We start from the raw sequence: 26,998 nt of genomic DNA, 5'->3' as shown, positions 1-26,998 counted from the left end.
GCGATCATTCCGCCGGGAGCGCACCGTTCTGCCGGGGAGCTCGGAGCACCGTCACAGCGTCGGACGAGTCGAGCCGTCCGGCGGGGGCGATGTCGGCCGGGCCGGCGCCCGCGGCTGCCCGCTCCTGGCCTGACACGGACGCCGTCAGCAGGTGCGCGACCGCGCCCCGCAAGCCGGTGAACGCCGCGCAGGCCGCCGCAGCCTCCGGCGAGGAGTAGTCGATGCCGACGGAGGCGAGCGCATCCACCAGGGCACCCGCGGCCAGCAGGTCCTCCACGGCGAAGCGGGTCGAGCCGGACGGGGTCGCACCTCCGGCGGCCACGAGGGCGATCATCGCGCGCCGGCCGAGACGGACCTGCTCGGCGAGGATCCAGCGGGCGACGGCGGTGGCGTCGGTCAGTCCGGCGGCCAGCACGGCGCCGTCGCCGGGCAGCTCGGGCGCCGGAGTGTCGGCCAGCGCATCCACCCACACCACCACATCGGCGTCGGCCGCCACGGCGGCGGCGCCGTCGGCCGCCCAGTCGAACCGCACCTGGTACTTGGCCTGGCGGTGCGCGGCCGGGATCTCGGCGGAGATCGTGTCGGAGTCGAGAGGGGTCGGCTGAGTCACCGGGCCATCGTAATGCGGTGGTCGCCGCGCCGCGGCCGTGTTTCGCCCGGTGACGGACGCATCTGCCGGCGGATCAGCTCGAAGTCGTGCCGGGACAGCTCGATGAGCCCGCGGCGCAGCTGGTACCCCCAATCCGGCTTGTCGCGCGTGAAGTCGAGAGCGCCGAGCAGCGGCCGGATGGGCGTCGCCACGGCGTCGTGATCCCACTCGACCCGTCGCCGCCACGGCTTGAAGTCCGACGCCGGACCCTGCATCGCCGGCCCCTGCGTCACCTGGAACACGTCGTCATCGGCCAGGCGGCCCACCGCCGTGAACTGCTTGAGCGGCTCGCCATCCGGATACGTCGCCCGCGGCGAGTAGTACACGAAACCGTCGGCCGGACCCATCCGCTCCAGGGGAGCCCGGGCACCGTGGTTGACCTGGGCGAAGCCGCCGGCGACGCCACGCAGCACGTGATCGAGCTGCACAACGCCCAGCCAGTAACGGATCGCCATGCTCCCGTTGTAGCGCACACCACCGTCACTCGTGTCGAAAGCGCCGCATCCCATTCGACGCATGGATGACTCCAGACGTGTTCGACGAGAGGATGGGACCATGCGTTTCGTGCTGATGGCACAGGCCGAGGAGGGCGACGGCGTCGAGCCCGCCGTGCCGGACCGTGCCGCCCTCGACCGCTACGAGCAGGATCTGGTGCGCGCCGGAGTGCTGCTCGCGGCCGAGGCCCTCGAGCCGACGGGTGGCTGCGCGCGCATCCACTTCGACGGCGAGGACCGCACCCTCGACCGCTCGCCGGGCCCGTCGGCCGCCCGGGTGACCGGACTGTGGATGCTGCAGACCGCCGGCGAGGAGGAGGCGCTCGAGTGGGCCCGACGGCTGCCGCTGACGCACGGCAGCGTCGAGGTGCGCCGGGTGGCGGGCGACGTGGGCCGATGACCGACGAGCGCGAACGACTCGACGAGACCCGCCGCACCGTCGAATCGGTCTGGCGCATCGAGTCCGGACGCCTGATCGCCGGGCTCGCCCGGACCACCGGCGATGTGGGGCTGGCCGAGGAGCTTGCTCAGGATGCGCTCGTCGCCGCCCTCGAGCAGTGGCCGGAGACGGGCATCCCGCGCAATCCCGGGGCGTGGCTGACGACGGTCGCGAAACGTCGCGCGGTCGACGGCTGGCGCCGGCGGGAACGCCTCGACGACCGGTACGCCGCCATCGCGCACGACCTCGAACAGGAGCTCGGCTCGGACGATCCGGCACGCGTCGCGCAGGAACCGATCGGCGACGACCTGCTCCGCCTCGTCTTCGTCGCCTGCCACCCGGTCCTCCCCCAGGCGTCGCGGGTCGCGCTGACCCTGAAGCTGCTCGGCGGCCTCTCGACCGAGGAGATCGCCCGGGCCTTCCTCGTGCCGCCGGCGACCATGGCCCAGCGGATCGTCCGCGCCAAGCGCACCCTGAGCGCTGCGGGGGTGCCGTTCGAGGTACCCGAGCGGGCGGAGTTCCCCGAGCGGCTGGCCTCCGTGCTCGAGGTCGTCTATCTGATCTTCAACGAGGGCTACTCGGCCACGGCCGGCGACGACTGGATGCGGCCGGACCTGTGCCGGGAGGCGCTGCGGCTCGGCCGTGTGCTCGCCGAACTGACACCGAGGGAGCCCGAGGTGCACGGGCTGGTCGCGCTGATGGAGTTCCAGGCGTCGCGGCTCGGAGCCCGCACGGCCGAGGACGGCAGCCCCATCCTGCTGCAGGACCAGGACCGCGCCCGCTGGGACCGCCTCCTCATCGGCCGCGGCGTCGCGGCCCTGGAACGCTCCGACGCCCTGCGCCTCAGCAGGCGGCTGCCCGCCAGCCGCGGGCCGTACGCGCTGCAAGCGGCCATCGCGGCCTGCCACGCCACCGCACCGACGCCGGAGGCGACCGACTGGGAGGAGATCGTGGCGCTGTACGGCGCGCTCGGTGAACTGCACCCGTCCGCCGTGGTCGAGCTCAACCGCGCGGTCGCCCTGTCGATGGCGTACGGACCGGAGGCCGGGCTCGAGGTCGTCGACCGGCTGGCGATCGAGGGGGCACTGGAGTCGTACCACCTGCTCCCGTCGGTGCGCGCCGACCTGCTGCTCCGGCTCGGGCGACGCGACGAGGCCAGGCAGGAGTTCCAGCGCGCCGCCGCGATGACCGGGAACGCCCGCGAACGGGAGCTGCTGCTGGCGCGCGCCGAGGAAGCCTGAGCCCGAAGAAGCCTCAGCCCGAAGAAGACTGAGGAACCGCCCATCCCCTGGCCTCCTCACCGCTATCCGGGGTGAGACTGAGAGCATGCGCGTGCTCCTCAAGCTGACCCTCGACTGCGATCCGGATGCCGCCTGGCGTGCCCTCCAGAGTCCGACGGCGTTCCGCGAGGTGGCCCTGCCGTGGCTCGACTTCCGGTCGGAGGAGCCCGGCGGCTTCCCGACGCGGTGGGGCTCGGAGCACCGCGTCCGTGTGAAAGCGCTCGGTGCGTTCACCGTCGGGACGCAGGCGATCCGGCTCGACACCCTGCGGTCGACCGATCCGCGCGAGCAGGCGACGCGCATCCTGCACGACAGCGGCGGGGGAACCGGCGGGATGCTGTCCGCGATCCCGCGGCTCGACCACCGGATGGCGATCGCCCCCGACCCGGCCGGACCGGACGAGAACGGGCGGCTGCGGACCCTCTACCGCGACCAGCTGATCGTGCGCGCCGGGGCGCTCACGCCGTTCGCCTGGTACGCCTTCTGGCTGTTCTGGCAGTGGCGCGGCGTGCGCCTCCGGCAGCTGGCGCCCACCTGGGCCTACGATCCCGAAGTGCGGACCCCGGCAGACGGAGAGGCCGCAAGCGACACCACGACACCGGAGGACAGATGACGAACGCCGAACCCGCGACAGGCACCGGCGGAACGGAAGACGGGAGCGCGGCAGAGCGGCCGGCCCGTGCGGTCACCGCCGTGCAGACCGCGGACTGGAGACGGCGCGTGTTCGCGTTGTACGCCTCCGTCCGCCGACTCGCCGCCCACGACCCCGCGGAAGCCCACGCGCACTGGACGTCGTGCCGCAACGACCTGTTCTCGTCGCATCCCGCGTCGCCGCTTCTGCCGGAGGACCTGGAGGGCTTCACCGGACTCCCCGTGACCCGGTACGACCCCGACTGGCGGTTCGAGCTGCCCATCCACCCGGCCGCCGAGGCAGTGCGGATGGACGTCGAGACCGGCACCGACGGCGTCGTGCCCTTCGAGCTGCTCGGAACGGTCCGGGTCCCCCTGGCGGGAACGCTTGATGTCTGGCGGCTCTCGTCGTACGGCGGCGGGCTGTTCGTGCCCGTGAAGGATGCGCTGGCGGGGCGGCCCGGCGGAACCTACGGCGGTGGACGCTACCTGATCGACACCATCAAGGGCGCCGACCTCGGGCTCGACACAGACGACGGAGAGGCGTCGCTCGTACTCGACTTCAACTTCGCCTACAACCCGTCGTGCGCGTACGACCCCGCCTGGGCGTGCCCGCTCGCGCAGGCCGGCAACACCCTCCCCGTCGACATCCCCGTCGGCGAGCGCTACGCCGGCGCCTGACCCGCACCCGCTCCCCACCGCCCACCGCCCACCGCCCACCGTCGAGTCCGCACATTTTGCACGTTTTCGCGGGGCCCGCGTGCAGTTTTTGCGGACTCGACGGTGGGGGTCAGCGGGAGACGAGGGTGAGGCGCTGCGTCGGGCGGGTCATCGCGACGTAGAGGGATGCGGCACCGCGCGGCGACTCGGCGGCCAGCGCGTCCGGGTCGGCCAGCACCACGGCGTCGAACTCGAGACCCTTCGCCTCATAGCCGGTCAGCACGGCGATCGGGCGACCGAGGCCGGTCGCGCCCCGGCCCGCGGCGTCGCCGAAGCGCTCCTCCACCGTGGCGGCGACCGCCGGGAGGTCCGACTCGGTCGTGATCACCGCGAGCGTGCCGCCCGCGTCGATGCCACGATCGTGCGCAACGGCGTCGGCGACGGCTGCGGCGAGCGCCGCATCCCCGTCAGCCGCATCCCCGTCGCCCGCCCGGACCCGGCGGATGGGCCAGTCGCCCTCCCGGACGGCGCGCGTCGGCGTGATCGGCAGACCTGCCGAGGATGCGATGCGCTCGGCCTCCCGCGTGATCTGCGCGGGCGTCCGGTAGTTGACCGTCAGCTCCTCCAGCCGCCACGCGTCCTTGAAGATCGGGTCCAGAGCATCCGGCCAGCTCGTCGCACCGGAAGCGGACGCCACCTGGGCGATGTCGCCGACGATGGTGAACGACTTCATCGGGCAGCGGCGCACAAGCACGCGCCACTGCATCGGCGACAGCTCCTGCGCCTCGTCCACCACGACGTGGCCGTAGGTCCAGCTGCGGTCGGCGGCGGCGCGCTCCGCCGTCGTGCCGCGATCGGCCTGCTCGGCGAAGCCGTCGGCAAGCTGCTCGGCGCTGACCAGCCCCTGGACGCCCATGTTGCGGATGGCCGCGCGCGCGTTCTCCAGGTCGCGCTTGCGCTGACGGTCGCGCTCGCGGTCGGCGGGGTCCGGCCGGCCCGGGAAGTCGCCGAGCAGCTCCGCCGCTTCGTCCAGCAGGGGGACGTCCGAGACGGTGAACGGCTCGGTGCGGTCGCGGCGGAGCGCATCCCGTTGCTGCTGCGACCAGCGCGGCGTCAGCTCCGCCAGCCACGCTGGGCGCGCGTAGAGATCCTGCAGCAGCTTCTGCGGGGTCAGCGGCAGCCACGCGGTGTTGAGGAGGACCCGCACGTCGTACGAGGTGCGGAGGTCTTCGCGGAGCACCTTCAGGTCGGCGTCGTCGATGGTCGACCCCGAAGCGCGCAGCTGCGTCGCCAACTGATCGGTGAGCTCCGAGAGCGCGTTCTTGACGAACGTCACCCGCGCGACGTTGTGCGGCTTGCCGGTGCGCTGGGCCTTGGCGATGGCGCGCTGGATGAGGTCCGGCGCGACCACCAGGCGCTCGTTGTCGACGACGATCGTCTGATCCTCGACGGGCGCCTTCTGCCGCGACTTCACGGCCCGTGAGAGCAGGCGGGCCATCTGGGCGGAGCCCTTCAGGATGGCGGCCTCCGGCGCATCCTCGGCGGTCGCCTCGACGCCCGGGAACAGCTCACCGAGCGTCGACATCACCACGCCCGTCTCACCGAGCGACGGCAGCACCGCCTCGATGTAGCGCAGGAACGCCGTGGACGGGCCGACGACCAGGACGCCGGACGTGCTCAGCCGCTGCCGGTTCGCGTACAGCAGATAGGCGGCGCGGTGCAGGGCCACCGCCGTCTTGCCCGTGCCCGGGCCGCCCTGCACGACCAGCGCGCCACGGAGGTCGGAGCGGATGATGCGGTCCTGCTCGGCCTGGATGGTCGCGACGATGTCGTGCATCCGGCCGGTGCGCTGCGCCGTCAGCGCGGCGAGCAGGGCGCCCTCGCCCTGCACCTGCTCCCCGGCGCGGTCGCCGTCGAGCAGCGCCTCGTCGAACACTTCGTCGTCGATGCGCGTGACCTGGCGGCCAGACATGGTCAGGTGCCGCCGGGCGCGGACGCCCATCGGCTCGCTCGCCGTCGCCTGGTAGAAGGCGCCGGCCTGCTGGGCCCGCCAGTCGACGAGGAGGGAGCGCTGGTCATCGTCGCGCAGGCCGACGCGCCCGATGTAGCGGTGGTCGGAGCCGTCGACCGGCTCCTCCAGCAGCAGGCGGCCGAACACGAGACGCGCATCCACATCCCGCAGCTGGGTCAGCTGGTCCTCGTAGAGACGCGCGAAGGCGTCGCGCTCGCTGCGCGCCTGATGGTTGCTCCCGACGCTGTCGCGGCGCACGCGGGCAAGCCGTTCCTCCGTCTCGGCGCGCAGCTCGTCGAGCCGCTGATACAGCCCAGCGACCACGGCGCGCTCGCGTTCGAGCTCCGATTCCAGCACGCCCATGGCCACCTCTCGTTTCCGGGCCGACAGTCTACGACCTCCGGATGCGAGTGCGCTCTCAGCACTCGTACGGCCGGATGCTCTAGGGTGGAGGAAGCGGGCGACGATTCTGCCCGCGGCGTCGTAGAACGCTTCGCGTCGCGCCGGGCCATGTCCCCGCCACGCTTCTCTTCATACGGCGAACGATCGCGCCGCTCGGTGCGCTCGCCATTCACCCCGGTCCGCCACTGCCGACCGGGTCGATGCCTGAAAGGCACATCCTTGACTCTCTCCTTCGCCGAACTCGGCGTACCCGCTCCGCTCGTCGCCGTCCTGACGGCCGACGGCAAGACCACCCCGTTCCCGATCCAGGCCGACACGCTGCCCGACGCCCTCGCGGGCAAGGACGTGCTGGGCCGCGGCAAGACCGGCTCGGGCAAGACCATCGCGTTCGCCCTGCCGCTCGTCGCGCGCCTCGGCACCGTCCTCGCCGGCGGCCGCCCTCGCCCCGGACGCCCGCTGGCCCTCGTGCTCGCACCGACCCGCGAGCTGGCGACCCAGATCGCGACCACCTTCCGTCCGCTCGCCGACGCTTACGGGCTGCGCGTCTCCACCGTCTTCGGCGGCGTCTCGCAGAACAAGCAGGTCGCCGAGCTGAAGGCCGGCGTCGACATCCTCGTCGCCTGCCCCGGACGCCTCGAAGACCTCATGAAGCAGGGATTCGTGAACCTCGACGCCGTCGAGATCACCGTGCTCGACGAGGCCGACCACATGGCCGACCTCGGCTTCCTGCCGGTGGTCACGCGCATCCTCACGGCCACGCCCACCGACGGCCAGCGCCTGCTGTTCTCGGCCACGCTGGACAACGGTGTGGACAAGCTCGTCAAGCGCTTCCTGCACTCCCCCGTCCTGCACTCCGTCGACGACGCGAACAGCCCCGTCGAGGCGATGACCCACCACGTGCTCCAGGTGGAGACGCCGGACGAGAAGAAGGACCTGGTGGAGGCGCTCGCCTCGGGCACCGGTCGCCGCATCCTCTTCACCCGCACCAAGCACCAGGCGAAGAAGCTCGCCAAGCAGCTCACCGCGTCCGGAATCCCGGCCGTCGACCTGCACGGCAACCTCGCCCAGGGCGCCCGCGACCGCAACCTTGCCGCCTTCGGCGAGGGTGACGTGAAGGTGCTCGTCGCCACCGACGTCGCCGCCCGCGGCGTGCACGTCGACAACGTCGAGCTGGTCGTCCACGTCGACCCGCCGGCGGAGCACAAGGCGTACCTCCACCGCTCCGGCCGCACGGCTCGCGCGGGCAGCGCCGGTGACGTCGTCACCGTCATGCTCTCGAACCAGGCAGCCGACGTGAAGACGCTGCTCCGCAAGGCCGCCATCGCAGCGACCCCGCAGCGCGTCACCGCGACCTCGCCGGCCGTCATCACGCTCGTCGGCGATGTCGCGCCCCGCGTCGCCCCGTCGCTCCGCGAGGAGCGCACCGGCGGCGGTGTCTCGCAGGGTGCCAACGCCCAGCGCAAGCGCGCCCGGCGCGCCGGCGGCCAGGGCGGCGGCTCGGCCTCCGGCTCCGGTCGTGGCGGGCAGGCTGCCGGAAACGGCTCCGGCCGTGGTGGCCAGGGCGCAGGCAACGGTTCGGGTCGCGGCGCAGGCTCCGGCCGTGGCGGCCAGGGCGCAGGCAACGGCTCGGGTCGCGGCGCAGGCAACGGCTCCGGCTCGCACGGCTCCACCGCGGGTGGCGGGACCGCCGGCGGCTCGCGCCGTCGCGGCGGCTCGCAGCGTCCCGCGGGCGCCCAGTCGGCCGGCACCTCGCGCTCCGGCGGAGCACCGCGGGCGACCGCGGGCCACGGCGACACCTCGGTGCGTCGCGGCAACGGCTCCCGCCGCGCGCAGGGCTGACGCCCCGCTCCACACTCGCTCAGACGCGGGCGTTCCCACGGAACGCCCGCGTTTGTCGTCTCCACCTCCCCAGGTGCCGGCTAGGCCGCCAGACGCTCCACTCCCGCGATCACACCGTCGATCAGCACGGCGTAGCTGCGGTCGAGGTCGTCAGGCAGGCCGAACCCTCCGCCCAGTTCCAGGGTGATGAACCCGTGAACCGCACTGCGCAGCATCCGGATCGCATCCACCAGTTCGTCGTCGGGCAACCCGAAGCCGCGCATCACCCCGGCGAGGACCGTCAGCGTCTCGTCAGCACGAGCGACGAGCTGCGCATCGGCGGGGTCGGAGCTCGGCGCGACCTGCGTCGCCGCATACCGTCCCGGGTGGCGGTGGGCGAACGCGCGAATGGCGTCCGCCGCGGCACGCACCGCATCCGGTCCGGCCCGGCCGATCGTCGCGGCGGCGAGCACCCGGGTCAGCTCCGCCACCGAGGCCGTCGCGACCAGGCGGCGGAGGTCGTCCAGCGACGACACGTGCTTGTACAGGCTCGGGACGGCGACGCCCGCCCGGCCGGCGACGGCGGCCAGCGTCAGGCGGTCGAAGCCGGCGGTCCCGCCGTCGTCCACGAGGTCGATGGCGACAGTCGCCACCGCCTCGCGGGTCAGTCCGGCCCTAGGCACGCGCGGCCCACGCGGTGTCCGCCGCGCGGCGCGCCGCGAGGAAGTCGAGCGTGCCAGGAACCGTGACGTCCGGACGCTGGGCGTGCGGGTAGTGTCCCGCCTCGGGCACCCGGACGACCTCGGCGCCGATCGACTCCATCCAGGCGCACTCGGCGGCGACGTCGCGGAAATCGGGATCGAGGTCGCCGACGAACGCCAGCATCGGCGCACGGACGTCACCCAGCCGCGGTTCCACCACCGAGTGGGTGAGCTGCAGCGTGAGCCGGCGGAAGCTGCGCAGCCGACCGGGTTCGGAGAGGGAGGCACGGATCGCCGCGACGTGCTCGCCCAGCCACGGCGCGGTGCGGCCGCGGTTGAGCGTCCGGCGGTAGTACCCGGCCCACAGGGCGGCGCCCCACGGCTTGGCGAACATCCCGCGGTACAGCAGGTGCAGCAGGCCCGTGGCGAACCCGCCCATCGCCGGATCGCGGAGGAGCGGACCGTACAGGACGAGACCGGAGACGAGGTCCGGACGCTCTGCCGCAGCCCACGCGGCGGCTGCCGCACCCATCGAGTTGCCGAGGACGACGGCGGGACCGCCCAGTTCCTCGATCAGGGCGATGAGGTCCCGGGCGGTGGCGACGTCGCCGAACTCGGTGAAGGTGGTATCCGAGTCGCCGTGCGCCCGGAGATCCGTCACGGCCACGCGGTACCCGGCGGCGACCAGCGGCGCGACCAGTTCGCTGTAGCTGGAGCGGAGGTCGCCCATGCCCGGCACGGCGACCACGAGAGGGCCAGCGCCCTCGACGGTGAAGCTGACGCGTCCCTGCGGACGCTCCAGGTAGCGCACCTGCGACTCGATGGAAGTATTCATAGCCATAAAGCTAATACCATTAGCTGATTGACGCAAGAGGCACTTCGGGCCGGGACCCGCCGCCGATCAGGCGATGCGGCCGACCGACGCCATGGCCGCCTTCACGAGCGCACCGCGGCCGCCTTCGAGCTCCTCGGACACCGTCAGCGAGACGGCTTCCTCCGGCGTCATCCACGTCAGCTCCAGCGCATCCTGCCGCGGATCGCACGTGCCGGTTACCGGCACGACGTAGGCGAGCGACACGGCGTGCTGTCGCTCGTCGGTGTAGTGCGAGACGCCCGGCATCGGGAAGTACTCGGCCACCTGGAACGGCACCGGGCTCGCCGGCAGCTGCGGGAAGGCCATCGGCCCGAGATCCTTCTCGAGGTGACGGAACAGCGCCTCACGCAGCGTCTCGCCGTACATGACGCGGCCGGAGACGAGCGTGCGGGTGATCTGCCCGACGGCGTTGGCGCGCAGCAGGATGCCGACTTCCGTCACCTGCCCGAGGCCGTCGACCCGCACGGGCACGGCCTCCACATACAGCAGCGGGAGCCTGCGACGGATCTGCTCCAGCTCGATGTCCGACAGCCAGGCCGGACCCGGCTGCGGGCCGTCGCCGGGCAGGGGGTCGGGCGTGGGGTCCGGATCCGGGGTGCGAACGCTCATGCATGAATCCTACGGACGAGATCGGCGACCACCTACGGCAACCAGGACGATCTGTGGATGACGGCACTCCGACGGGGGCTGTGGACGACTCCGCTTCCCAGCGCACAATGGAGGGTGCCGTTTCCCGCTCCCGACCTGCGCATCGACCGTGACGCCGTCCTGTGGTCCGCCTCGGAACGCGACCGCGCCGGGCGACCGCTGCTCATCCTCCTGCACGGGTACGCCTCCGACGAGGCCGACCTGTTCGGCATCGCGGCCTACCTGCCGCTGGAGCCGGTGATCGCGTCGCTGCGCGCACCGATCCCCGAGGGCGCCGGCTTCGCCTGGTTCTCGCGCTTCACGAACGTGCCCGGCGATCCGCTCGCGGGCAACGCGGACGCCGCCGCGCGCGCCGTGCTCGACTGGCTGGACGAGCAGCCGCGCGTGCCCACCGGCCTCCTCGGCTTCTCGCAGGGCGGCGCGATGGCCCTCCAGCTGCTGCGCCTCGCTCCCGAACGTTTCGACTACGCGGTGCAGCTCTCCGGGTTCGTCGTGAAGGGCGATCAGCCGCGGGACGCGGAGCTCGCCGAAGCGCAGGTGCCCGTCTTCTGGGGCCGCGGCACGCTGGACGACGCGATCCCGGCGGCGTCGCTCGACCGGACGTCGGACTGGCTTCCGGAGCACTCCGCACTCGATGCCCGCATCTACGAGGGGATGGGGCACGCCATCTCGCCGCTCGAACTCGGCGACATCTCGTCGTTCATCCGCACGAATCTGCCTCGCTGAGCGTTATCCACAGGTCTTGCCGGAGCCCCTGACAGTGTCGGTGGCCGGGTGCAGGATGGAGGGATGGCCGATGTGCTGGATCGATTCTCCCCCGCGACCCGGGAGTGGTTCCGGGGGGCCTTCGCCGCGCCCACGGCCGCGCAGGAGGGCGCCTGGGAGGCTATCTCGCACGGCAAGCACGCGCTGGTCATCGCGCCGACCGGTTCGGGCAAGACGCTCGCCTCCTTCCTCTGGGCGATCGACCGCCTCGCGAACCACCCGCGTCCCGCCGACGCGAAGCCCGGTACGCGCGTCCTCTACATCTCTCCGCTGAAGGCTTTGGGCGTGGATGTGGAGCGCAACCTGCGCGCGCCGCTCGTCGGCGTGACCCAGACGGCCAAACGATTGGGGGCCGAGCCACCGCACGTCAGCGTCGGGGTGCGTTCGGGCGACACACCGGCCTCGGATCGGCGGGCTCTGCTGAGCAATCCGCCCGACATCCTCATCACGACTCCCGAGTCGCTGTTCCTGATGCTCACCTCGCAGGCGCGTGAGACGCTGACCTCGGTCGAAACGGTCATCGTCGACGAGGTGCACGCGGTGGCCTCGACCAAGCGCGGAGCGCACCTGGCCCTGTCGCTCGAGCGGCTCGACCAGCTGCTGGAGCGTCCGGCGCAGCGCATCGGGCTGTCGGCGACCGTCCGACCGCCGGAAGAAGTCGCGCGGTTCCTCGCAGGGAGCGCACCCGTGGAGGTCGTCGCGCCGCCGGCCGGTAAACGCTTCGATCTGCGCGTGGTGGTCCCGGTCGAGGACATGAGCGAGCTCGGCACCTCCACGTACGCCAGCGAGAACCCGGGTGACGGCTCTCCGCCCCAGGCCGGTTCGATCTGGCCGCACGTGGAAGAGGCGATCGTCGACCGCGTGCTCGAGAACCGCTCCACCATCGTCTTCACCAACTCGCGCCGACTCGCCGAACGCCTGACCGCCCGGCTGAACGAGATCTACGAGGAGAGGATCCTCGGCGGCACGGCCGGCGAGGCGCCCAGCCGCGCGCCTGCGGAACTGATGGGAGGCTCTGGTCAGACCCGCGGGTCGCAGGCCGTCGCCGATGCGGAGGCGCTCGTGCTGGCACGTGCCCACCACGGCTCGGTCAGCAAGGAGCAGCGGGCGCTCATCGAAGACGACCTGAAGTCCGGTCGCCTCCGCTGCGTCGTCGCCACGTCGAGCCTCGAACTCGGCATCGACATGGGAGCCGTCGACCTAGTCGTCCAGGTGGAGGCTCCCCCGTCGGTCGCCAGCGGACTGCAGCGCGTCGGCCGTGCCGGACACCAGGTCGGCGAGATCTCGCGCGGCGTCGTCTTCCCGAAGCACCGCGCCGATCTCATCCACTCGGCCGTCGCCACGGAGCGGATGACCGCCGGGCTGATCGAGTCCCTCTCCGTGCCGGCGAACCCGCTCGACATCCTCGCCCAGCAGACGGTCGCCGCGGCGGCCCTCGAATCGATCGATGCCGACGACTGGTTCGACACCGTCCGGAGGAGCGCTCCGTTCTCGACGCTGCCCCGCAGCGCCTACGACGCGACCCTCGACCTGCTCGCCGGCCGGTATCCGTCGGACGAGTTCGCCGAGCTCCGGCCCCGCATCGTCTGGGACCGCGACACCGGCGCCATCACCGGCCGCCCGGGCGCCCAGCGTCTGGCGGTGACGAGCGGTGGGACCATCCCCGACCGCGGCATGTTCGGCGTCTACATGGTGGGCGAGAAGGCCAGCCGGGTCGGCGAGCTCGACGAGGAGATGGTCTACGAGTCACGGGTGGGCGACGTGTTCGCGCTCGGCTCGACGAGCTGGCGCATCCAGGAAATCACGCACGACCGCGTCCTCGTCACCCCCGCGTTCGGCGAACCCGGCCGTCTGCCGTTCTGGAAGGGCGACGGGATCGGCCGTCCCGCCGAACTGGGCCGCGCGGTCGGCGCCTTCATGCGTGAGGTGAGCACGGCGTCGCCGGCGGATGCGGAACTGCGCTGCGTCGAAGCCGGCCTCGACGCCTGGGCGACGAACAACCTGCTGTCGTTCCTGCGCGAGCAGAAGGAGGCGACCGGGCACGTCCCGACCGACAAGACGCTCGTCGTCGAGCGCTTCCGCGATGAGCTCGGCGACTGGCGAGTGGTGCTGCATTCCCCATTCGGCATGCAGGTGCATTCGCCGTGGGCACTCGCCGTGCAGGCCCGGGTGCGAGAACGGTACGGGGTCGACGCGGGGGCGATGGCGGCCGACGACGGCATCGTCGTCCGCATCCCCGACACGGAGGCGCAGCCGCCCGGTGGCGAACTGTTCGTGTTCGAGCCGCAGGAGCTGGATGAACTGGTGACAGCGGAGGTCGGCGGCTCGGCGCTGTTCGCCTCGCGGTTCCGCGAGTCCGCGGCCCGCGCACTCCTGCTGCCCAAGTACAACCCGGGCAAGCGGTCGCCGCTCTGGCAGCAGCGGCAGAAGGCGGCGCAGCTGCTGGATGTTGCGCGCAAGTACCCCAGCTTCCCGATCATCCTCGAGACCATCCGCGAGGTGCTGCAGGACGTCTACGATCTCACCGCGTTGACGGATGTCGCGAAGCAGATCGAGCAGCGCAGCATCCGGCTGGTCGAGGCGTCGACCGAGACCGCCTCTCCCTTCGCGCGGTCGCTGCTCTTCGGATATGTCGCTGCGTTCATGTACGAGGGCGACAGCCCGCTGGCGGAGCGTCGCGCTGCGGCGCTCTCCCTCGACGCCGGGCTGCTCGCCGAGCTGCTCGGCCGGGCGGAGCTCCGCGAACTGCTCGATCCGACGGTCATCGAGCGCGTCGAGCTCCAACTGCAGCGGCTTGCACCCGAACGCCGAGTACGCGGGGTCGAGGGCGTCGCCGACCTGCTGCGGCTGCTGGGTCCCCTGTCGGTGGAGGAAGTGGCCGAGCGTCTCGAAGCCGAAGGCGAGAGGGCTGCCTCCGCCCGTTCGGCGGAGTCCGACGAGGCCGGCCGGCCCGGCGAGGGCGGCGAACCCGGCGAGGGCGAGCTCGCGGCACCGCACGCAGACCGGGAGACCGCCGCCGGACATCTTGCGACCCTTGTCGACACGCACCGGGCGCTCGCGGTCACCATCGCGGGAGCGGAGCGCTTCGCCGCGATCGAAGACGCGAGTCGCCTCCGCGACGCGCTGGGAGTCCCGCTCCCGATCGGTGTCCCGGTGGCCTTCATCGAACCCGTCGACGACCCGCTCGGCGACCTGGTGAGCCGCTTCGCGCGCACCCACGGGCCGTTCGAGACGGTCGACATCGCGAGCCGGCTCGGTCTCGGCCCGGCGATCGTCCACGACGCCCTCCGACGGCTCGCCCGCGACGGGCGCGTGGTCGAGGGCGAGTTCCGTCCGCACGCGCACGGCACCGAGTGGAGCGACGCCGAGGTCCTCCGGAGGCTGCGTCGCATGTCGCTCGCGGCGCTGCGGCACGAGGTCGAGCCGGTCGACACGGCCACGTTCGGCCGGTTCCTTCCCGAGTGGCAGCACGTCGGCTCCACGCTGCGCGGGGTGGATGCGGTCGCGTCGGTCATCGAGCAGTTGTCCGGTGCGCGCATCCCGGCATCGGCGTGGGAGTCGCTCGTCCTTCCGAGCCGCGTGGCCGACTACAGCCCGGCGATGCTGGACGAGCTGACAGCCACGGGCGAGGTGATCTGGTCGGGTGACGGCAGCCTTCCCGGCGACGACGGCTGGATCAGCCTCCACCTGGCGGATTCCGCTCCGCTCACGCTCGCGCCGCCCTCGGACCACGAGCCGGATGAGCTGCAGCGCGGCATCCTGGATGCGCTCGGCCGCGGAGGCGGGTACTTCTTCCGGCAGTTGTCCGACACGCTCGGGGTCGAGCGCGGATCGGCGATCGACGACTCCGAACTCGTGACGGCGCTGTGGGATCTGGTGTGGGCCGGGTGCATCACCAACGACACCCTGGCGCCATTGCGGACTCTGACCGCGGGCGGGTCCGGGGCGCACAAGCGGCCGCGCCAGCCGACACGAGCGCGCATGTACCGCGGCCGCGTTCCGACGCGAAGCGCGATGGTCACGCGGATGGGACCGCCGACTGCGGCGGGGCGATGGTCACTGCTGCCCGAGCGTGACGTCGATTCCACCGTGCGCGCGCACGGCCAGGCCGAGACGCTGCTCGACCGCTACGGGGTCGTCACCCGCGGATCCGTCATGAACGAGGGGACGCCCGGCGGATTCGCGCTCGCGTACAAGGTGCTCAGCGGATTCGAGGAGACCGGGCGGGCGCGCCGCGGCTACTTCATCGAGACGCTGGGCGGCGCTCAGTTCGCCAACGGTGCGACGGTCGACCGGTTGCGGTCCTACGCGCGCGACCACACGCAGCAGCGCCCGTACGAAGCCGTCGCGTTGGCGGCGACCGACCCCGCGAACCCGTACGGCGCAGCGCTGCCGTGGCCGGCGGTGCCGAGCGAGAGCGGCACGGGCCACCGCCCGGGCCGGAAGGCCGGAGCGCTGGTCGTGCTCGTCGACGGCGAGCTGACGCTCTACGTCGAGCGCGGCGGGAAGAGCCTGCTCTGCTTCGTGGCCGGAGCGGCGGGCACGGCCGCAGCGGCCCCCGCAGCCGCCGGAGGCTCGGGCACCGCCGGGCCCGAGCAACCGACGGAGGAGTCCGGACTCGTGCTGGCCGCGGCGGCCCGCGCCCTCGCGGCGCTCGTCACAACCCGCCGTGTGGACAAGCTCGCGGTGGAGACCGTCAACGGCGGGTTCATCCTGGGCTCGCCCGTCGGCGATGCGTTGTCCGACGCGGGCTTCCTCGCCACTCCGCGCGGATTGCGGCTGCGCGCATGACGGCCGACACGGTCGACACCGGCCTGGAAGCCGCGCATGCCTGAGGGCGACACCGTCTACCAGGCGGCTCAGCGCCTCCACCGTGCCCTCGCGGGTCAGATCCTCACGGAGACCGACTTCCGCGTCCCCGCCTACGCGACCGTCGACCTCTCCGGCGAGCGTATGGACGAGGTCGTCAGCCGCGGCAAGCACCTGCTGATGCACGTGGGTGACCACACCATCCACAGCCACCTCAAGATGGAGGGGTCATGGGAGGTGTACCCGCCCGACGGCCGCTGGCGGCATCCCGGCTACCAGGCGCGGGCAGTGCTTCGCACGGCCGACGCGCAGGCCGTGGGCTTCCAGCTCGGCGTGCTGGAGGTCCTCCCCCGCGACCGGGAGGACGAGGTGGTCGGGCATCTCGGCCCGGACCTCCTCGGCTCTGGCTGGGACGCCGAGGAGGCCGTCCGTCGGATCACGGAGAATCCGGACGTGCCGGTGGCTGTCGCGCTCCTCGACCAGCGCAACCTCGCCGGGCTCGGCAACGTGTACGCAAACGAGCTGTGCTTCCTGCGGGGGATGCTTCCCACCCGACCGGTCCGGGATGCGGACATCCCCGCGGCCATCGACCTCGGTTTCCGGCTCATCACGGCGAACCGCGACCGGCCGCTCCGGGTCACCACGGGCGACACCCGCCGCGGACGCAACACGTGGGTCTACGGCCGCCGCGGCCAGCCCTGCCGCCGCTGCGGCACGCGCATCCAGTCGTCGTCGCTGGGCCGGACGGACCTCGAAGAGCGGGTCACATACTTCTGCCCGGTCTGCCAGACGTAGCAGACCGGGCAGAACCCGGACCGGGCAGAAGCCGGAGAAGGAACGGAGACGAGCGTCAGGCCGCGGCCTCGTCCTCATCCTGCTCGGCTGCGGCACCCGTGCGCACGGTCTCGAGCGCGGCGGACCAGGCCTCGACCTGGTCGAACAGCGGGGTGAGAGCGGCAGTCTGCTGTTCGGTCGGCTTCAGCTGCCAGTTCTCGAAGTCGTGAGCGAGGCTGAGGCCCACGTGCGCGCTGACCGTGGCGACCTGGAGCTGCGACAGCACCAGACGCAGGTGCTCGACGGCGCGAGCGCCACCGAAGACGCCGTAGCTGACGAACCCGGCGGCCTTGTTGTACCACTCGGCCCCGACGTAGTCGATCGCGTTCTTGAGGGCGCCGGAGGTGCTGTGGTTGTACTCGGGGGTGACGAACACGAAGCCGTCGAACTCGGCGATCTTCGCCGCCCACGCCTTGGTGTGCTCACCGGCGTACTGCCCCATGGCGGCCGGCATGGCCTCGTCGAGGTGCGGGAGGTCCCAGTCCTTCAGGTCGACGAGCTCGTACTCGACGCCGGAGCGCTTCGCGGCGTTCTCGTAGACCCAGCGCGCGACGGCCTCGCCGTTGCGCCCTGGACGCGTGCTTCCGATGATGATGGCGATCTTCGTCATGTCAGCCTTTCGTTTTTGATGACGTGTCATCCAACGCGAACCAGCCGCGTTCGCGATTCATTCCCGGCTAGGCTCGCCGCATGTCCGACCAGCGCGAACACCGCAACGACGACATCCATCTGCCCGAGGATGCATCCGAGAATGAACGACGCCAGGCGGGCGACCGGCTGCGCGAGCGGATCTACGTCACCTTCACGGCCCTCGCGATCCTCATGGCGATGAACTCGCACGGAGAGGCGCTCGACTCGCCCACCGTGCTCTGGACGCTGGTCATCTCCGTCATCGGAGTGCTGCTGGCCGGCCTCGTCTCGGACCTCGTGTCGCACATGATCGTGCACAACACCCTCCCGTCGGTGGCCGAGTTCCGGCACATGCTGGCGGTGTCGTCGCGCGCGCTCGGCGTGCTGGTGGTGCCGCTCATCGCCGTGGGGCTGGCGGTGTTCGACGTCATCGAGGACCGTACCGGCCTCACCATCGCGATCGTCGCGCTCATCGCCTCGCTCGCCGTCATCACCCGGATCGCCGTCTCGCGCACCGGACTCTCCGGCTGGCGGCAGCTCGCGGTGCTGGTCGTCGTGGTCGCGCTCGGCGTGCTCGTCGTCTTCCTGGAGGCGCTCGCCCACTGACCCGCGGCGCGTGTCAGGATGGCGTATGGCCACCGTGCGCACCCGTCCCGACCCGAGGAAGCTGTCGGACGACGAGCTGGAGCTGTTCCGCGCCTTCCACCTGATGCGGCGCGGCTTCGACCGGACGCTGGATGCGCAGCTGCAGCAGGACGACGGCATCTCGATCTCCGAGCTCGAGGTGCTGATGGCTCTGGTCCGCTCGCCCGGGCGGCGGCTGCGGGTCCGGGATCTGGTGGATGCGACGGGCTGGGAGAAGAGTCGCGTCTCGCACCAGGTGACCCGCATGGTCGCCCGCGGATTCGTCGAGCGCCAGGAGTGCGAGGAGGACCGCCGCGCGATGTGGATCCACCTCACCGGCGAGGGCCGGCGCGTGGTGGTGCGCGCGCTGCCGAAGCACTCGGCGACCATCCGCCGCATCCTGTTCGACGCCCTGACGCCCGAGCAGCAGGATGCCCTGCTCGGCATCGCACGCACGATGAACGCGGCGATCGACGACGAGGAGTGCGAGCCGCCCGCCGACTGCGACGACTGAGCGTTCTCGCAGGCGACCCGCCGTCCCATCCGGGTCTGGGCTGGGAGGCGCGGGCGGAAAAGCTGGTGATTCCTCGGGAACACCGCGCGAAACCAGGCCGTTCCAAGGCGCCGCCCCCTAGCGTTTCGGTGTGCGACGCCCGAACTTCCCCGCCTCAGATCCCGGTGCGGACGGCAGCGACCAGCAGCTGCCGCCCACCCAGGTGTTCGGACGCGCGCCGTCCGCCGACCCGCGCCGCCCCGTGCGCGCGACGCGTCCGGCCTCCGGCGTGCCCACCGGGAGCGGCGGCGCTGCGAGCGGTGGCACAGCGGGTGGCGCCCCGTTCGACCCGTTCGGGATGGGCGGCGACGCCCCGGGCCTCGGCGGTGACGGCGCCGGGCGCCGCGGTGGCAACGGCCGCGGCAACGGCGGCAGTGGAGGTGGCGGCCGCAACGGAGGCGGCGACAACGGCGACGGAACCGGCGGCGACGACGACGGCACCCCCACTCCGCCCCCGGGCGGCCGCCGGGACAAGGCTCCGCGCAAGCGCCGCCGCACGAAGCGCATCATCGGCTGGACCGCCGCGGCCCTCGCGGTGATCCTCGTCGTGGTGGGCGGGTATGCCGCCTACAGCTACTTCCGGTTCGTCGGCGGCGTCAAGCATGTGGATGTGATCTCCAAGCCCGCGAACGATGTCGACGGCCAGGACCAGAACATCCTGCTGGTCGGCGACGATCATCGGCCCGACGGAGCCTCGCAGGCGGAGCTCGACCAGCTGAGCACCACGGACGACGGCGGCGGGACCAACACGGACACGATGATGATCCTGCACATCCCCGCGAACGGGAAGTCGGCGACGTTGATCTCGCTCCCGCGCGACTCCTGGGTGGAGGTGCCCGGCCACGGCATGAACAAGCTCAACGCGGCCTTCTCCCTGGGCGGCGGCGCGACGGATGCGGCGAGCGGTGCGAAGCTGCTCATCCAGACCGTGCAGAACCTCACCGGCCTCAGCATCGACCATTACGTGCGCGTCTCGCTGCTCGGCTTCTACACGATCGCGCAGGCGCTGGGCCCGGTGCAGGTGTGCCTGAACAACGCGGTCGACGACCCGTACTCCGGCGCTGACTTCCCGGCGGGCGTCTCGACGCTGGACGCGAAGCAGGCGCTGTCCTTCGTGCGTCAGCGCCACGGACTCCCCCGCGGTGATCTCGACCGCGTCGTGCGGCAGCAGTACTTCCTCTCGGTGGAGGCCCACAAGTTCCTGTCGGCCGGCACGCTGCTCAACCCGGGCAAGCTGACCAAGGTGCTGGATGCGGTGAGCGGCTCCCTGGAGACCGATCCCGGCCTGAACTTCCTGCAGCTCGCGGCCCAGCTGCAGGGGCTGACCGGCGGGAAGATCCAGTCGGCGACGATCCCGATCTCCGGGACCCCGACGATCACGGTCGACGGCGACGACATCTCGATCGTCGAGGTCGACACGGCGGCGATGCCGGCGTTCATCCAGAGCCTGATGGGCACCCCGAGCGCCTACGAGAAGGCGACGGCGGCGAAGCCGGCGGACACCTCGGTGACCGTGCTCAACGGCGGCAGCCAGAACGGCGCTGCGACGACCGCCAGCCAGACCCTCGCGGGCGCCGGTTTCAAGACGGGCACTCCGGGCGACGCCGACACCCGCGCGACGACGGTGATCCAGTACCCCTCCGGACAGGAGGCGCAGGCCAAGGCCGTCGCCGCCTACCTGCCGGGCGCGAGCGTGCAGGAGACCTCGTCCGTGAGCACCGTCACGGTCGTCCTCGGCGACGACGGCATCATGCCGACGGCTCCCGCTGCGGGTGGTGGCACCGCTCCCGCCCCGGCCCCGACTCCCGCTCCGACCGGCCCCGCCACGAACTACAGCGACACCGTCTGCATCAACTGATCGCGGACGCCTCCCGACGCAGCCTTCTTTCGGACCGGTCCGGGCCGGAGTTACGGTGACCCCCACGAGCCCAGCCTGACCAGCGCTCGTCCGGGGGGATGCACCATGTTCACGCTTCCGTTCGCTTCCTCGAACAGCGAATCGAATCCAGGAGGGGCGCGGCGGAAGCCTCGCGCGACGACCGTCTGGGCCACCGTGGTGGCGCTGATCGCGGGGATCGCCATCCCCGTCACGGGCGGGACCACCGCGACGGCGGCGCCCGGAAGCCTCGTCTCCGGCGTGGTCTGGGCGGACGTCAACCGGGATGGTGTGCGCCAGAGCACCGAGCCCGTGAAAGCCGGGATCCCCATCCAGCTGTTGACCTCTCCGGGCGGTGTGGTCGTCGCGACGACCACGACCAGCGCGGCCGGGGTGTACCGGTTCCCGGACGTGGCGGACGGCACCTTCGTCGTCCGCGCGGACGCGAGCGCTGCGTTCCACTTCCCCGCGACCGCCTCCGGCGAGAACGACTTCGTCACCACCGGGCCGCCTCCGGTCGGCCAGCCGGAGCGCGGCGTGACGGTGCCACTGACCATCGCCGGGACGACGCAGGCGGTGGGGATCGACGCGGGGATGCAGCCGATCGCCGACCTCAGCGTCGCGCGGCTGCCGGTCGCGGAGGGATGCGACGGGTTCGCCGTCACGGGAACGCCGCCGTTCGACGCGACCGACGCCCCGGGGAAGGACTCGGGCCCGGGCAACTGCATCGTGCGCGTCATGGACACCGTGTCGCAGAACTACTCCGTCGCCCTGACCGGACTCCCGACCGGGGCCTCGGTGCCGAACGTGGTCGCCCAGTTCACCGTCTCCTCGCCCGACGGCGCCAAGCTCGAACTCGTCGGGCCGGGCACGAACGGGCTCCCGGCAGGATGCCTGGGGGCGGCGAACGGCGCCAATCCGCCGTCGTCACGCACCGTCAATGCCGACGGTTCGATCACCGTCATCTGCAACATCGGAAGCCTGTCGTCGAATGTCGCCGCGCTGCAGCTCGCCTACCGCTTCGCGTCGAACACGCCCATCCCGTCACACGCCGGGATCACGATGTCGGCATTCGCGCCCGCGGGCGATGCCGGGACGTCGGCCACCGTCGACGGCCCGCAGGTCGAGGTCACCGGCACGGCGCAGTGGGACCTGGAGAAGATCCCGTACCCGCCGTCCGGCGTCGGCAATGCGGGGCCGGACTTCACCATCCGCACGTACAACGGCGTCGCCGTCTCGGGGTACCTCGTCCGCTACAAGTTCAACGTCGTCGACACCCTTCACGGAGCCGGCGCCAGCGATCTGGTCTGGCCGGCCTCCTTCACCGACGTGATGCCCGAGTTCCCGAACGCGCGGATCACCCAGTGCCGCTCGGCCGAACCCGCGGACAACTCGCTGTCGTCGCCGTGGACGCTGACCTGCCCGCTGGAGGAGGTCCAGGGAACCGACGGCTGGCAGCTGAGCATCCGGCCCAACAGCGGCCGCGGGAGCGACACCGGCGAGGGCCACATGATCATGACGATCTTCGTCCCCCTCGACGACATGAACAGAGCCATCGATCCCTCCTGGCAGCCGGGTCAGCCCAACCCGACCGGCACGTTCGACTTCCAGAACCGCGCTCAGGACACCGACCGCTGGGTGATCAACGGCGGCGCGCCGAACTACGGCCCGGATCACGAACCCGGCTCGAACGGCACCGGCAACAACCTCGTGACGATCGTCAGAAACGCGGCCGCACCCACGTGGGACCTGCAGAAGAGCTTCTTCGGAGGACCGTTCTTCACCACGCAGACGGTCAACGGCGTCCCGGTCAACGGCTACCGGGTCGACTACCTCCTCAACATCGTCGATCTGGCCGGCCCCGACAATGTCGGACCGTGGCTGGACCTGCCCGTGACGTTCAAGGACAGGCTGGTCAGCCATCCCGGCGCACTTCTGACGAGCTGCGATGCTCTGCAGCCCGACCCCAACGCGGCGACCGTCACGTGCGACATGGGTGCCCAGCCGGCGGCCGGGTGGACGATCAGACCGACGCCGAACCAGCGCGGGTTCAACGATCGCCGCATGAACATCGTCGTCCGCTTCTTCATCCCGATGAGCACGCTGCCGGCCGACCCCTGCCAGTCGAACGTCACCCTCGATCTGCGCAACGAGGCGATCGACTCCGACCCGTGGACGGCGGGCGGGGACCTCAACAACGGCACGGGCTTCGAGCCGGGATGGAACGGCACGACCGCGACCGGCAACAACCTCGACGTGCGCAGCGTGCGCCCCTCCGCCGGGGAGTGCGGCTCCCTCACCGGCAACAAGCAGTACATCCGCAACGGCGCCACCTACAACGGTCCGACCTTCGGCGGCGACGTCGTCCAATCGTTCGTCAGCCTCTCGGCGAACAACAACCGGGTGTCGGTGCCCGACCTCAAGCTGTGCGACGTGTTCGATGTCTCGGTGCTGAAGCTCGTCGCGGGCACGCCACGGATGGGGACCTTCCCCTCCGGCACCAACGTGAACCCGGCGAACTACGTCATCGAGTACGCGGTCGGGCCCAATCAGGTGAACACCCAGAATGGCCCGCCGACCGGCGGCCTCTACCCCATCGACGCGTCGTCGATCACGGGTGCGGCGACGGACTGCCGCAACGCGCCCGGTCCGTGGACGACCGACCCGGCGGCGGCCTTCGGCGCGAACTGGCAGGACGCGGTCAACATGGTGCGCATCCGCCCGGTCGACCCGACGCGGGTCGAGACAGGGCCGTTCGCCGCGCACCTGATCTTCGAGCTCGAGACCCGGACCTTCTACAACGGCGGCCCCAACGCCTCGGAGGCGATCCCGTCCGGCGTGCGCGTGACCAATGTCGGTGGTTGGCCGACCGGCGCCACCGGCAACGGGTGGGGCACCGTGTCGCGCCAGATCCCGTTCTCGGGGATGCTGCTCGGCGTCGCCAAGGCGATCGTCCCCACCCAGTACTTCCCAGGCGACACCGCCATCTGGGATCTGACGGCATCGATCAGCCGCACCACGGTCGGGGCGACGCTGCAGAACCTGCGGCTCGTGGATACGATCCCCGCCGATCTGCACTTCGACTCCGTCTGCACGCAGAACCTGCTGCCGCCCGGAGTGACCGTGAGCTACGACCAGCAGACGCGACGCGTCACCTTCGTCGCCGGAGACATCCCGATCGTGACCGCGCCGAGCCAGACCGTCTTCAGCCCCACCCCGGGAGCGACCCGCGGACGTCTGCGGATCTGCACGACGGTCGACAGCCTCGCGCAACCCGGAGACACGCACGTCAACACCGTGCAGGCGCTGGCGGACAACGCGGAGAACGCGCCGACGGCGCAGGCGACGATCCAGATCGTCGGATCGGGCCAGCTCGGCATCACGAAGAGCGTCGACAAGCCGTTCGTGGCGAGCGGCGAGACGTACACCTGGTCGTTGGAGTGGGGGAACACCTCCACGCAGATCGCCTTCCAGCCGCCGGACGTGATCGACGTGCTGCCGTGGAACGGCGACGGCGACCCCGCGTCCGGTTCGGCACGATCGCAGTACGCTTCCGACTACACCGGAACCGCGCGGCTGTCGGGGCCGCTCGCGGCGCCGACCTACCTCCGCGGCGCCACCGGGGCCGTGCCGGGCACCTGGTACTACTCGAGCGCACCTCCCGCCACGCTGATCCACGATCCGCGCGACCCGTCCAATGCGAACCCCGCGGCACCAGGAGGGCTCTGGCAGACAGCGGGCGAGGTCACCGATTTCGGAGCGGTGACCGCCGTCCGGTTCGTCTCCAGCGGGTTCCTCGGTGTGCAGACCCGGGTGCGCGCATCCATCCCCGCGGTGTCGACGAGCACCGACCTCGACAACGTGTACGTGAACCGGGCGATGATCTTCTCGGCCACGTTCGCGAACCAGCCGCTGCTGTCGAACGAGCCCTACGTGCTGATGCCGGGCTTCTCGCTGGGCGACCTGGTCTGGCTCGACAGCAACGGGGACGGGAAGTTCGACGGCGGGGAGCACGGCATCCCCGGCGTCGCCGTGCAGGTGCGGACCGAGAACGGGGATGTCGTCGGCACCGCGACGACGGATGCGAACGGGCGCTGGTCGGTGACGTCCCTCCCGGCCGGCCGGTACGTCGTGCACCTTCCCGCCGCGATGTTCGCGGCGGGCGGTCCGCTGGCCGGGACGGTGGTCCGCACCACCGCATCCAGCCCGGCGCTGACACCGAACGAGGATGCCGACAACAACAACACCGCCTCCCCCGACCCCGCCGCGACAGGGCTGACGAGCACTCCGGTCACGCTGGCGAACCAGTACGCGGCCGGCGCCCTCGTCGGCGGCAACGGCCCCTCCGGTGACGACGTCGCCGGACTCGCCGGGGAGCTCATCCCCGACTCGTTCACCGCGTTCACCGTCGACCTCGCCGTGCTCCCGGCTCCCGGCATCCACATCGAGAAGGCCACCAACACGGAGGACGCCGACGACGCTCCCGGACCGCTCGTCCCGGTCGGCGGCGCCGTGCAGTGGACGTACGTGGTCACGAACTCGGGCGCTGTCGACCTGACCGACGTCACGGTCACGGACGACCAGGTCGCGGCCGCCGACATCGACTGCGACGCCACCGGAGGCAACGTCATCGCGGGGCCGCTCGCACCCGGCGCGTCCTTCACCTGCGTCGCGACCGGGACGGCGACGGCCGGGCAGTACGCCAACACGGGCACCGTCACAGGTCTCGACCCGGCGGCAGTGCGGGTCGACGACGACGATCCGTCGCACTACTTCGGGATCGTCTCCGGCATCGACGTGGTCAAATCGTCGACCACCACCGACGTGGTGCAGGTCGGCCAGCAGATCCCGTACACCTTCCTGGTCACGAACACCGGCAACAGCCCGCTCACCGGCATCACCGTCGAGGATGTGGTCGCCGCGCCGTCGGATCCGGCCGGCCTCTCGGCGGTGGATTGTCCCGCGAACGCCCTCGCCGGCGGGGCCAGCATGACCTGCACGGCGACCTACACCACCACGCAGGCCGACCTCGACAACGGCTCCGTCACGGACACCGCGACCGCCACGGGCACGCCACCCGCCACGCCGGAGGAGCCCAACCCGCCGCGGGTCGCCTCGCCGCCGGTCACCGTAACGCTCCCCGTCACCCACACGAGCTCGATCACCGTGCTGAAGTCCATGGCGCAGCCGAGCACTGTCCCGTTCACGGCGGGCCTGCGCATCCCCTACGACTTCCTGGTGACGAACACCGGAAACACCGTGCTCACGGACATCGTCGTGACCGATGTCCAGGTGGCCCCGGCCGTCCAAGCCGCCCTCTCGCCGGTGGACTGCCCGGCGACCACACTCGCGCCGCAGCAGGACATGACCTGCACCGCCACGTACGAGGTCAGTCAGGCGGACGTCGACAACGGGTCGCTCACCGACACGGCCGTGGCCACCGCCGTCCCCGCGCCGAGACCCGATGCTCCGAACCCGCCGGCGATCGCCTCACCGCCGTCCAGCGTGACCATCACGGCGGACGACCTCCCGGGGATTCGCGTCGAGAAGTCCTCCACGACGACGAGCGTGGTCGGAGCGGGACAACAGATCCCGTACACGTTCCTGGTCACCAACACCGGCAATGTCCCGCTGACCGGGATCACCGTGGACGACCAGGTGGCCGCGCCGTCGTCAGCGGGCGGCCTGTCCCCGATCGACTGCCCCGCCGATCCCCTCCCCGTCGGAGGGCAGCTCACGTGCACCGCGACGTACACCACCACCCAGGCCGACGTGGACAACGGCTCCGTCACGGACACCGCCACCGCCTCCGGCACCCCGCCGACCCCGCCGGGCGGTTCGACGCCGGACCCGATCCGTTCCGCCGCGTCGACCGTCACCATCGCGGCGGCCGACGATCCAGGGCTCAGCGTGGTCAAGACCTCGGACACCGCGGCCGTGACGATGGTGGGTCAGCAGGTCCGCTTCGCGTTCCTGGTGACGAACACCGGGAACGTCACGCTCGCCGACGTCACGGTCTCCGACACCGTCGCTGCGCCGTCCGCCCAGGCGAACCTGTCCGCCGTCGACTGCCCGGCGAGCATCCTGGCGCCCGGCGAGCGGATGACGTGCTCCGCCACCTACACGACCACGGCCTCCGATCTCCTGCTCACCCCGGCGATCTCCGACCGGGCCACCGCGGCAGGGACCGCGCCCGACGGCACGCGCATCGGTTCGCCCGAGGCCGTGCTCACCCTGCCCGTGCGTGCGATCCTGAACCTGCCGGTCGTCAGCGGCTGAGGGCGTCGCGGCCGCTGCGACG

19 protein-coding genes are annotated in these 26,998 nt (G+C 71.6%); 12 read left to right on the top strand and 7 right to left on the bottom strand.

Annotated elements, in window-relative coordinates:
• Positions 1–4: 4 nt before the first annotated feature.
• Both BLR91_RS03080 and BLR91_RS03075 read right to left on the bottom strand, forming a co-directional pair.
• Positions 5–610: a 2-phosphosulfolactate phosphatase gene (locus BLR91_RS03080; RefSeq protein ID WP_089877140.1), complete on the bottom strand. Its 606-nt coding sequence runs from the start codon at positions 608–610 to the stop codon at positions 5–7.
• Positions 607–1,104, bottom strand: a complete 498-nt coding sequence (locus BLR91_RS03075; protein ID WP_231374464.1) for an EVE domain-containing protein — start codon at positions 1,102–1,104, stop codon at positions 607–609. The genes BLR91_RS03080 and BLR91_RS03075 overlap by 4 nt, the downstream gene beginning before the upstream one ends.
• A 100-nt stretch (positions 1,105–1,204) precedes the next feature.
• Between BLR91_RS03075 and BLR91_RS03070 the strand changes: the two genes are divergently transcribed.
• The 4 genes from BLR91_RS03070 to BLR91_RS03055 all read left to right on the top strand — a co-directional run bounded on the left by BLR91_RS03070 (position 1,205) and on the right by BLR91_RS03055 (position 4,173).
• Positions 1,205–1,543, top strand: a complete 339-nt coding sequence (locus BLR91_RS03070) for a YciI family protein (RefSeq protein WP_089877142.1) — start codon at positions 1,205–1,207, stop codon at positions 1,541–1,543.
• Positions 1,540–2,823 (top strand): RNA polymerase sigma factor, encoded by a 1,284-nt coding sequence (locus tag BLR91_RS03065; RefSeq protein ID WP_089877144.1) that lies wholly within the window; start codon positions 1,540–1,542, stop codon positions 2,821–2,823. Before BLR91_RS03070 ends, BLR91_RS03065 begins: the two co-directional genes overlap by 4 nt.
• Before the next feature lie 85 nt (positions 2,824–2,908).
• On the top strand, positions 2,909–3,475 hold the full coding sequence (locus tag BLR91_RS03060; protein WP_018192015.1) for a hypothetical protein: 567 nt from the start codon (positions 2,909–2,911) through the stop codon (positions 3,473–3,475).
• Complete coding sequence (locus tag BLR91_RS03055) at positions 3,472–4,173, top strand: DUF1684 domain-containing protein (protein ID WP_231918807.1); 702 nt, start codon at positions 3,472–3,474, stop codon at positions 4,171–4,173. Before BLR91_RS03060 ends, BLR91_RS03055 begins: the two co-directional genes overlap by 4 nt.
• Positions 4,174–4,282: 109 nt before the next feature.
• On the opposite strand, the gene BLR91_RS03050 is transcribed toward BLR91_RS03055, so the two are convergent.
• Entirely contained in the window at positions 4,283–6,526 is a 2,244-nt protein-coding gene (locus BLR91_RS03050; protein ID WP_089877147.1) for a HelD family protein, read from the bottom strand.
• A gap of 258 nt (positions 6,527–6,784) precedes the next feature.
• On the opposite strand from BLR91_RS03050, the gene BLR91_RS03045 reads away from it, so the two are divergent.
• Positions 6,785–8,404, top strand: a complete 1,620-nt coding sequence (locus BLR91_RS03045; RefSeq protein WP_089877148.1) for a DEAD/DEAH box helicase — start codon at positions 6,785–6,787, stop codon at positions 8,402–8,404.
• 80 nt (positions 8,405–8,484) lie between these two features.
• Here BLR91_RS03045 and BLR91_RS03040 read toward each other — a convergent pair whose 3' ends face one another.
• The 3 genes from BLR91_RS03040 to BLR91_RS03030 form a co-directional block, all read right to left on the bottom strand.
• Positions 8,485–9,066, bottom strand: a complete 582-nt coding sequence (locus tag BLR91_RS03040) for a TetR-like C-terminal domain-containing protein (protein WP_269457351.1) — start codon at positions 9,064–9,066, stop codon at positions 8,485–8,487.
• Complete coding sequence (locus tag BLR91_RS03035; protein WP_089877150.1) at positions 9,059–9,919, bottom strand: alpha/beta fold hydrolase; 861 nt, start codon at positions 9,917–9,919, stop codon at positions 9,059–9,061. The genes BLR91_RS03040 and BLR91_RS03035 overlap by 8 nt, the downstream gene beginning before the upstream one ends.
• Before the next feature lie 66 nt (positions 9,920–9,985).
• Complete coding sequence (locus tag BLR91_RS03030; protein ID WP_089877152.1) at positions 9,986–10,567, bottom strand: NUDIX hydrolase family protein; 582 nt, start codon at positions 10,565–10,567, stop codon at positions 9,986–9,988.
• A gap of 114 nt (positions 10,568–10,681) precedes the next feature.
• Between BLR91_RS03030 and BLR91_RS03025 the strand changes: the two genes are divergently transcribed.
• From BLR91_RS03025 to BLR91_RS03015, 3 genes are all read left to right on the top strand, one after another.
• Complete coding sequence (locus tag BLR91_RS03025; protein ID WP_089877154.1) at positions 10,682–11,332, top strand: alpha/beta hydrolase; 651 nt, start codon at positions 10,682–10,684, stop codon at positions 11,330–11,332.
• Positions 11,333–11,395: 63 nt separating this feature from the next.
• The gene (locus BLR91_RS03020; RefSeq protein WP_089877157.1) at positions 11,396–16,162 is read left to right on the top strand and encodes an Lhr family ATP-dependent helicase; all 4,767 of its coding nucleotides are present in this window, start codon (positions 11,396–11,398) and stop codon (positions 16,160–16,162) included.
• A gap of 36 nt (positions 16,163–16,198) precedes the next feature.
• A complete protein-coding gene (locus tag BLR91_RS03015; protein ID WP_089877159.1) occupies positions 16,199–16,975 on the top strand; it encodes a DNA-formamidopyrimidine glycosylase family protein in 777 nt (258 codons plus the stop codon).
• Between the two features lie 55 nt (positions 16,976–17,030).
• On the opposite strand, the gene BLR91_RS03010 is transcribed toward BLR91_RS03015, so the two are convergent.
• Positions 17,031–17,624: an NADPH-dependent FMN reductase gene (locus BLR91_RS03010; protein ID WP_089877161.1), complete on the bottom strand. Its 594-nt coding sequence runs from the start codon at positions 17,622–17,624 to the stop codon at positions 17,031–17,033.
• Positions 17,625–17,704: 80 nt separating this feature from the next.
• Here BLR91_RS03010 and BLR91_RS03005 point away from each other — a divergent pair, with 80 nt between their 5' ends.
• From BLR91_RS03005 to BLR91_RS02990, 4 genes are all read left to right on the top strand, one after another.
• Positions 17,705–18,250, top strand: coding sequence for a hypothetical protein (locus tag BLR91_RS03005; protein WP_089877163.1), 546 nt, complete (start codon positions 17,705–17,707; stop codon positions 18,248–18,250).
• A 25-nt stretch (positions 18,251–18,275) separates the two neighbouring features.
• Positions 18,276–18,782 carry a MarR family winged helix-turn-helix transcriptional regulator gene (locus tag BLR91_RS03000; RefSeq protein WP_018192027.1) on the top strand — a complete coding sequence of 169 codons (507 nt, stop codon included), beginning with the start codon at positions 18,276–18,278 and terminating at the stop codon, positions 18,780–18,782.
• Positions 18,783–18,912: 130 nt separating this feature from the next.
• Positions 18,913–20,679, top strand: a complete 1,767-nt coding sequence (locus tag BLR91_RS02995) for an LCP family protein (protein ID WP_089877165.1) — start codon at positions 18,913–18,915, stop codon at positions 20,677–20,679.
• A 195-nt stretch (positions 20,680–20,874) separates the two neighbouring features.
• Entirely contained in the window at positions 20,875–26,976 is a 6,102-nt protein-coding gene (locus tag BLR91_RS02990) for a DUF7507 domain-containing protein (protein WP_231918806.1), read from the top strand.
• Positions 26,977–26,998 lie beyond the last annotated feature (22 nt).

The sequence above is a fragment of the Leifsonia sp. 466MF genome (assembly GCF_900100265.1).
Classification (GTDB): domain Bacteria; phylum Actinomycetota; class Actinomycetes; order Actinomycetales; family Microbacteriaceae; genus Leifsonia.
The sequence above is the reverse complement of the archived record's forward strand: the minus strand, read 5'-3'. Positions and strand labels throughout refer to the sequence as shown.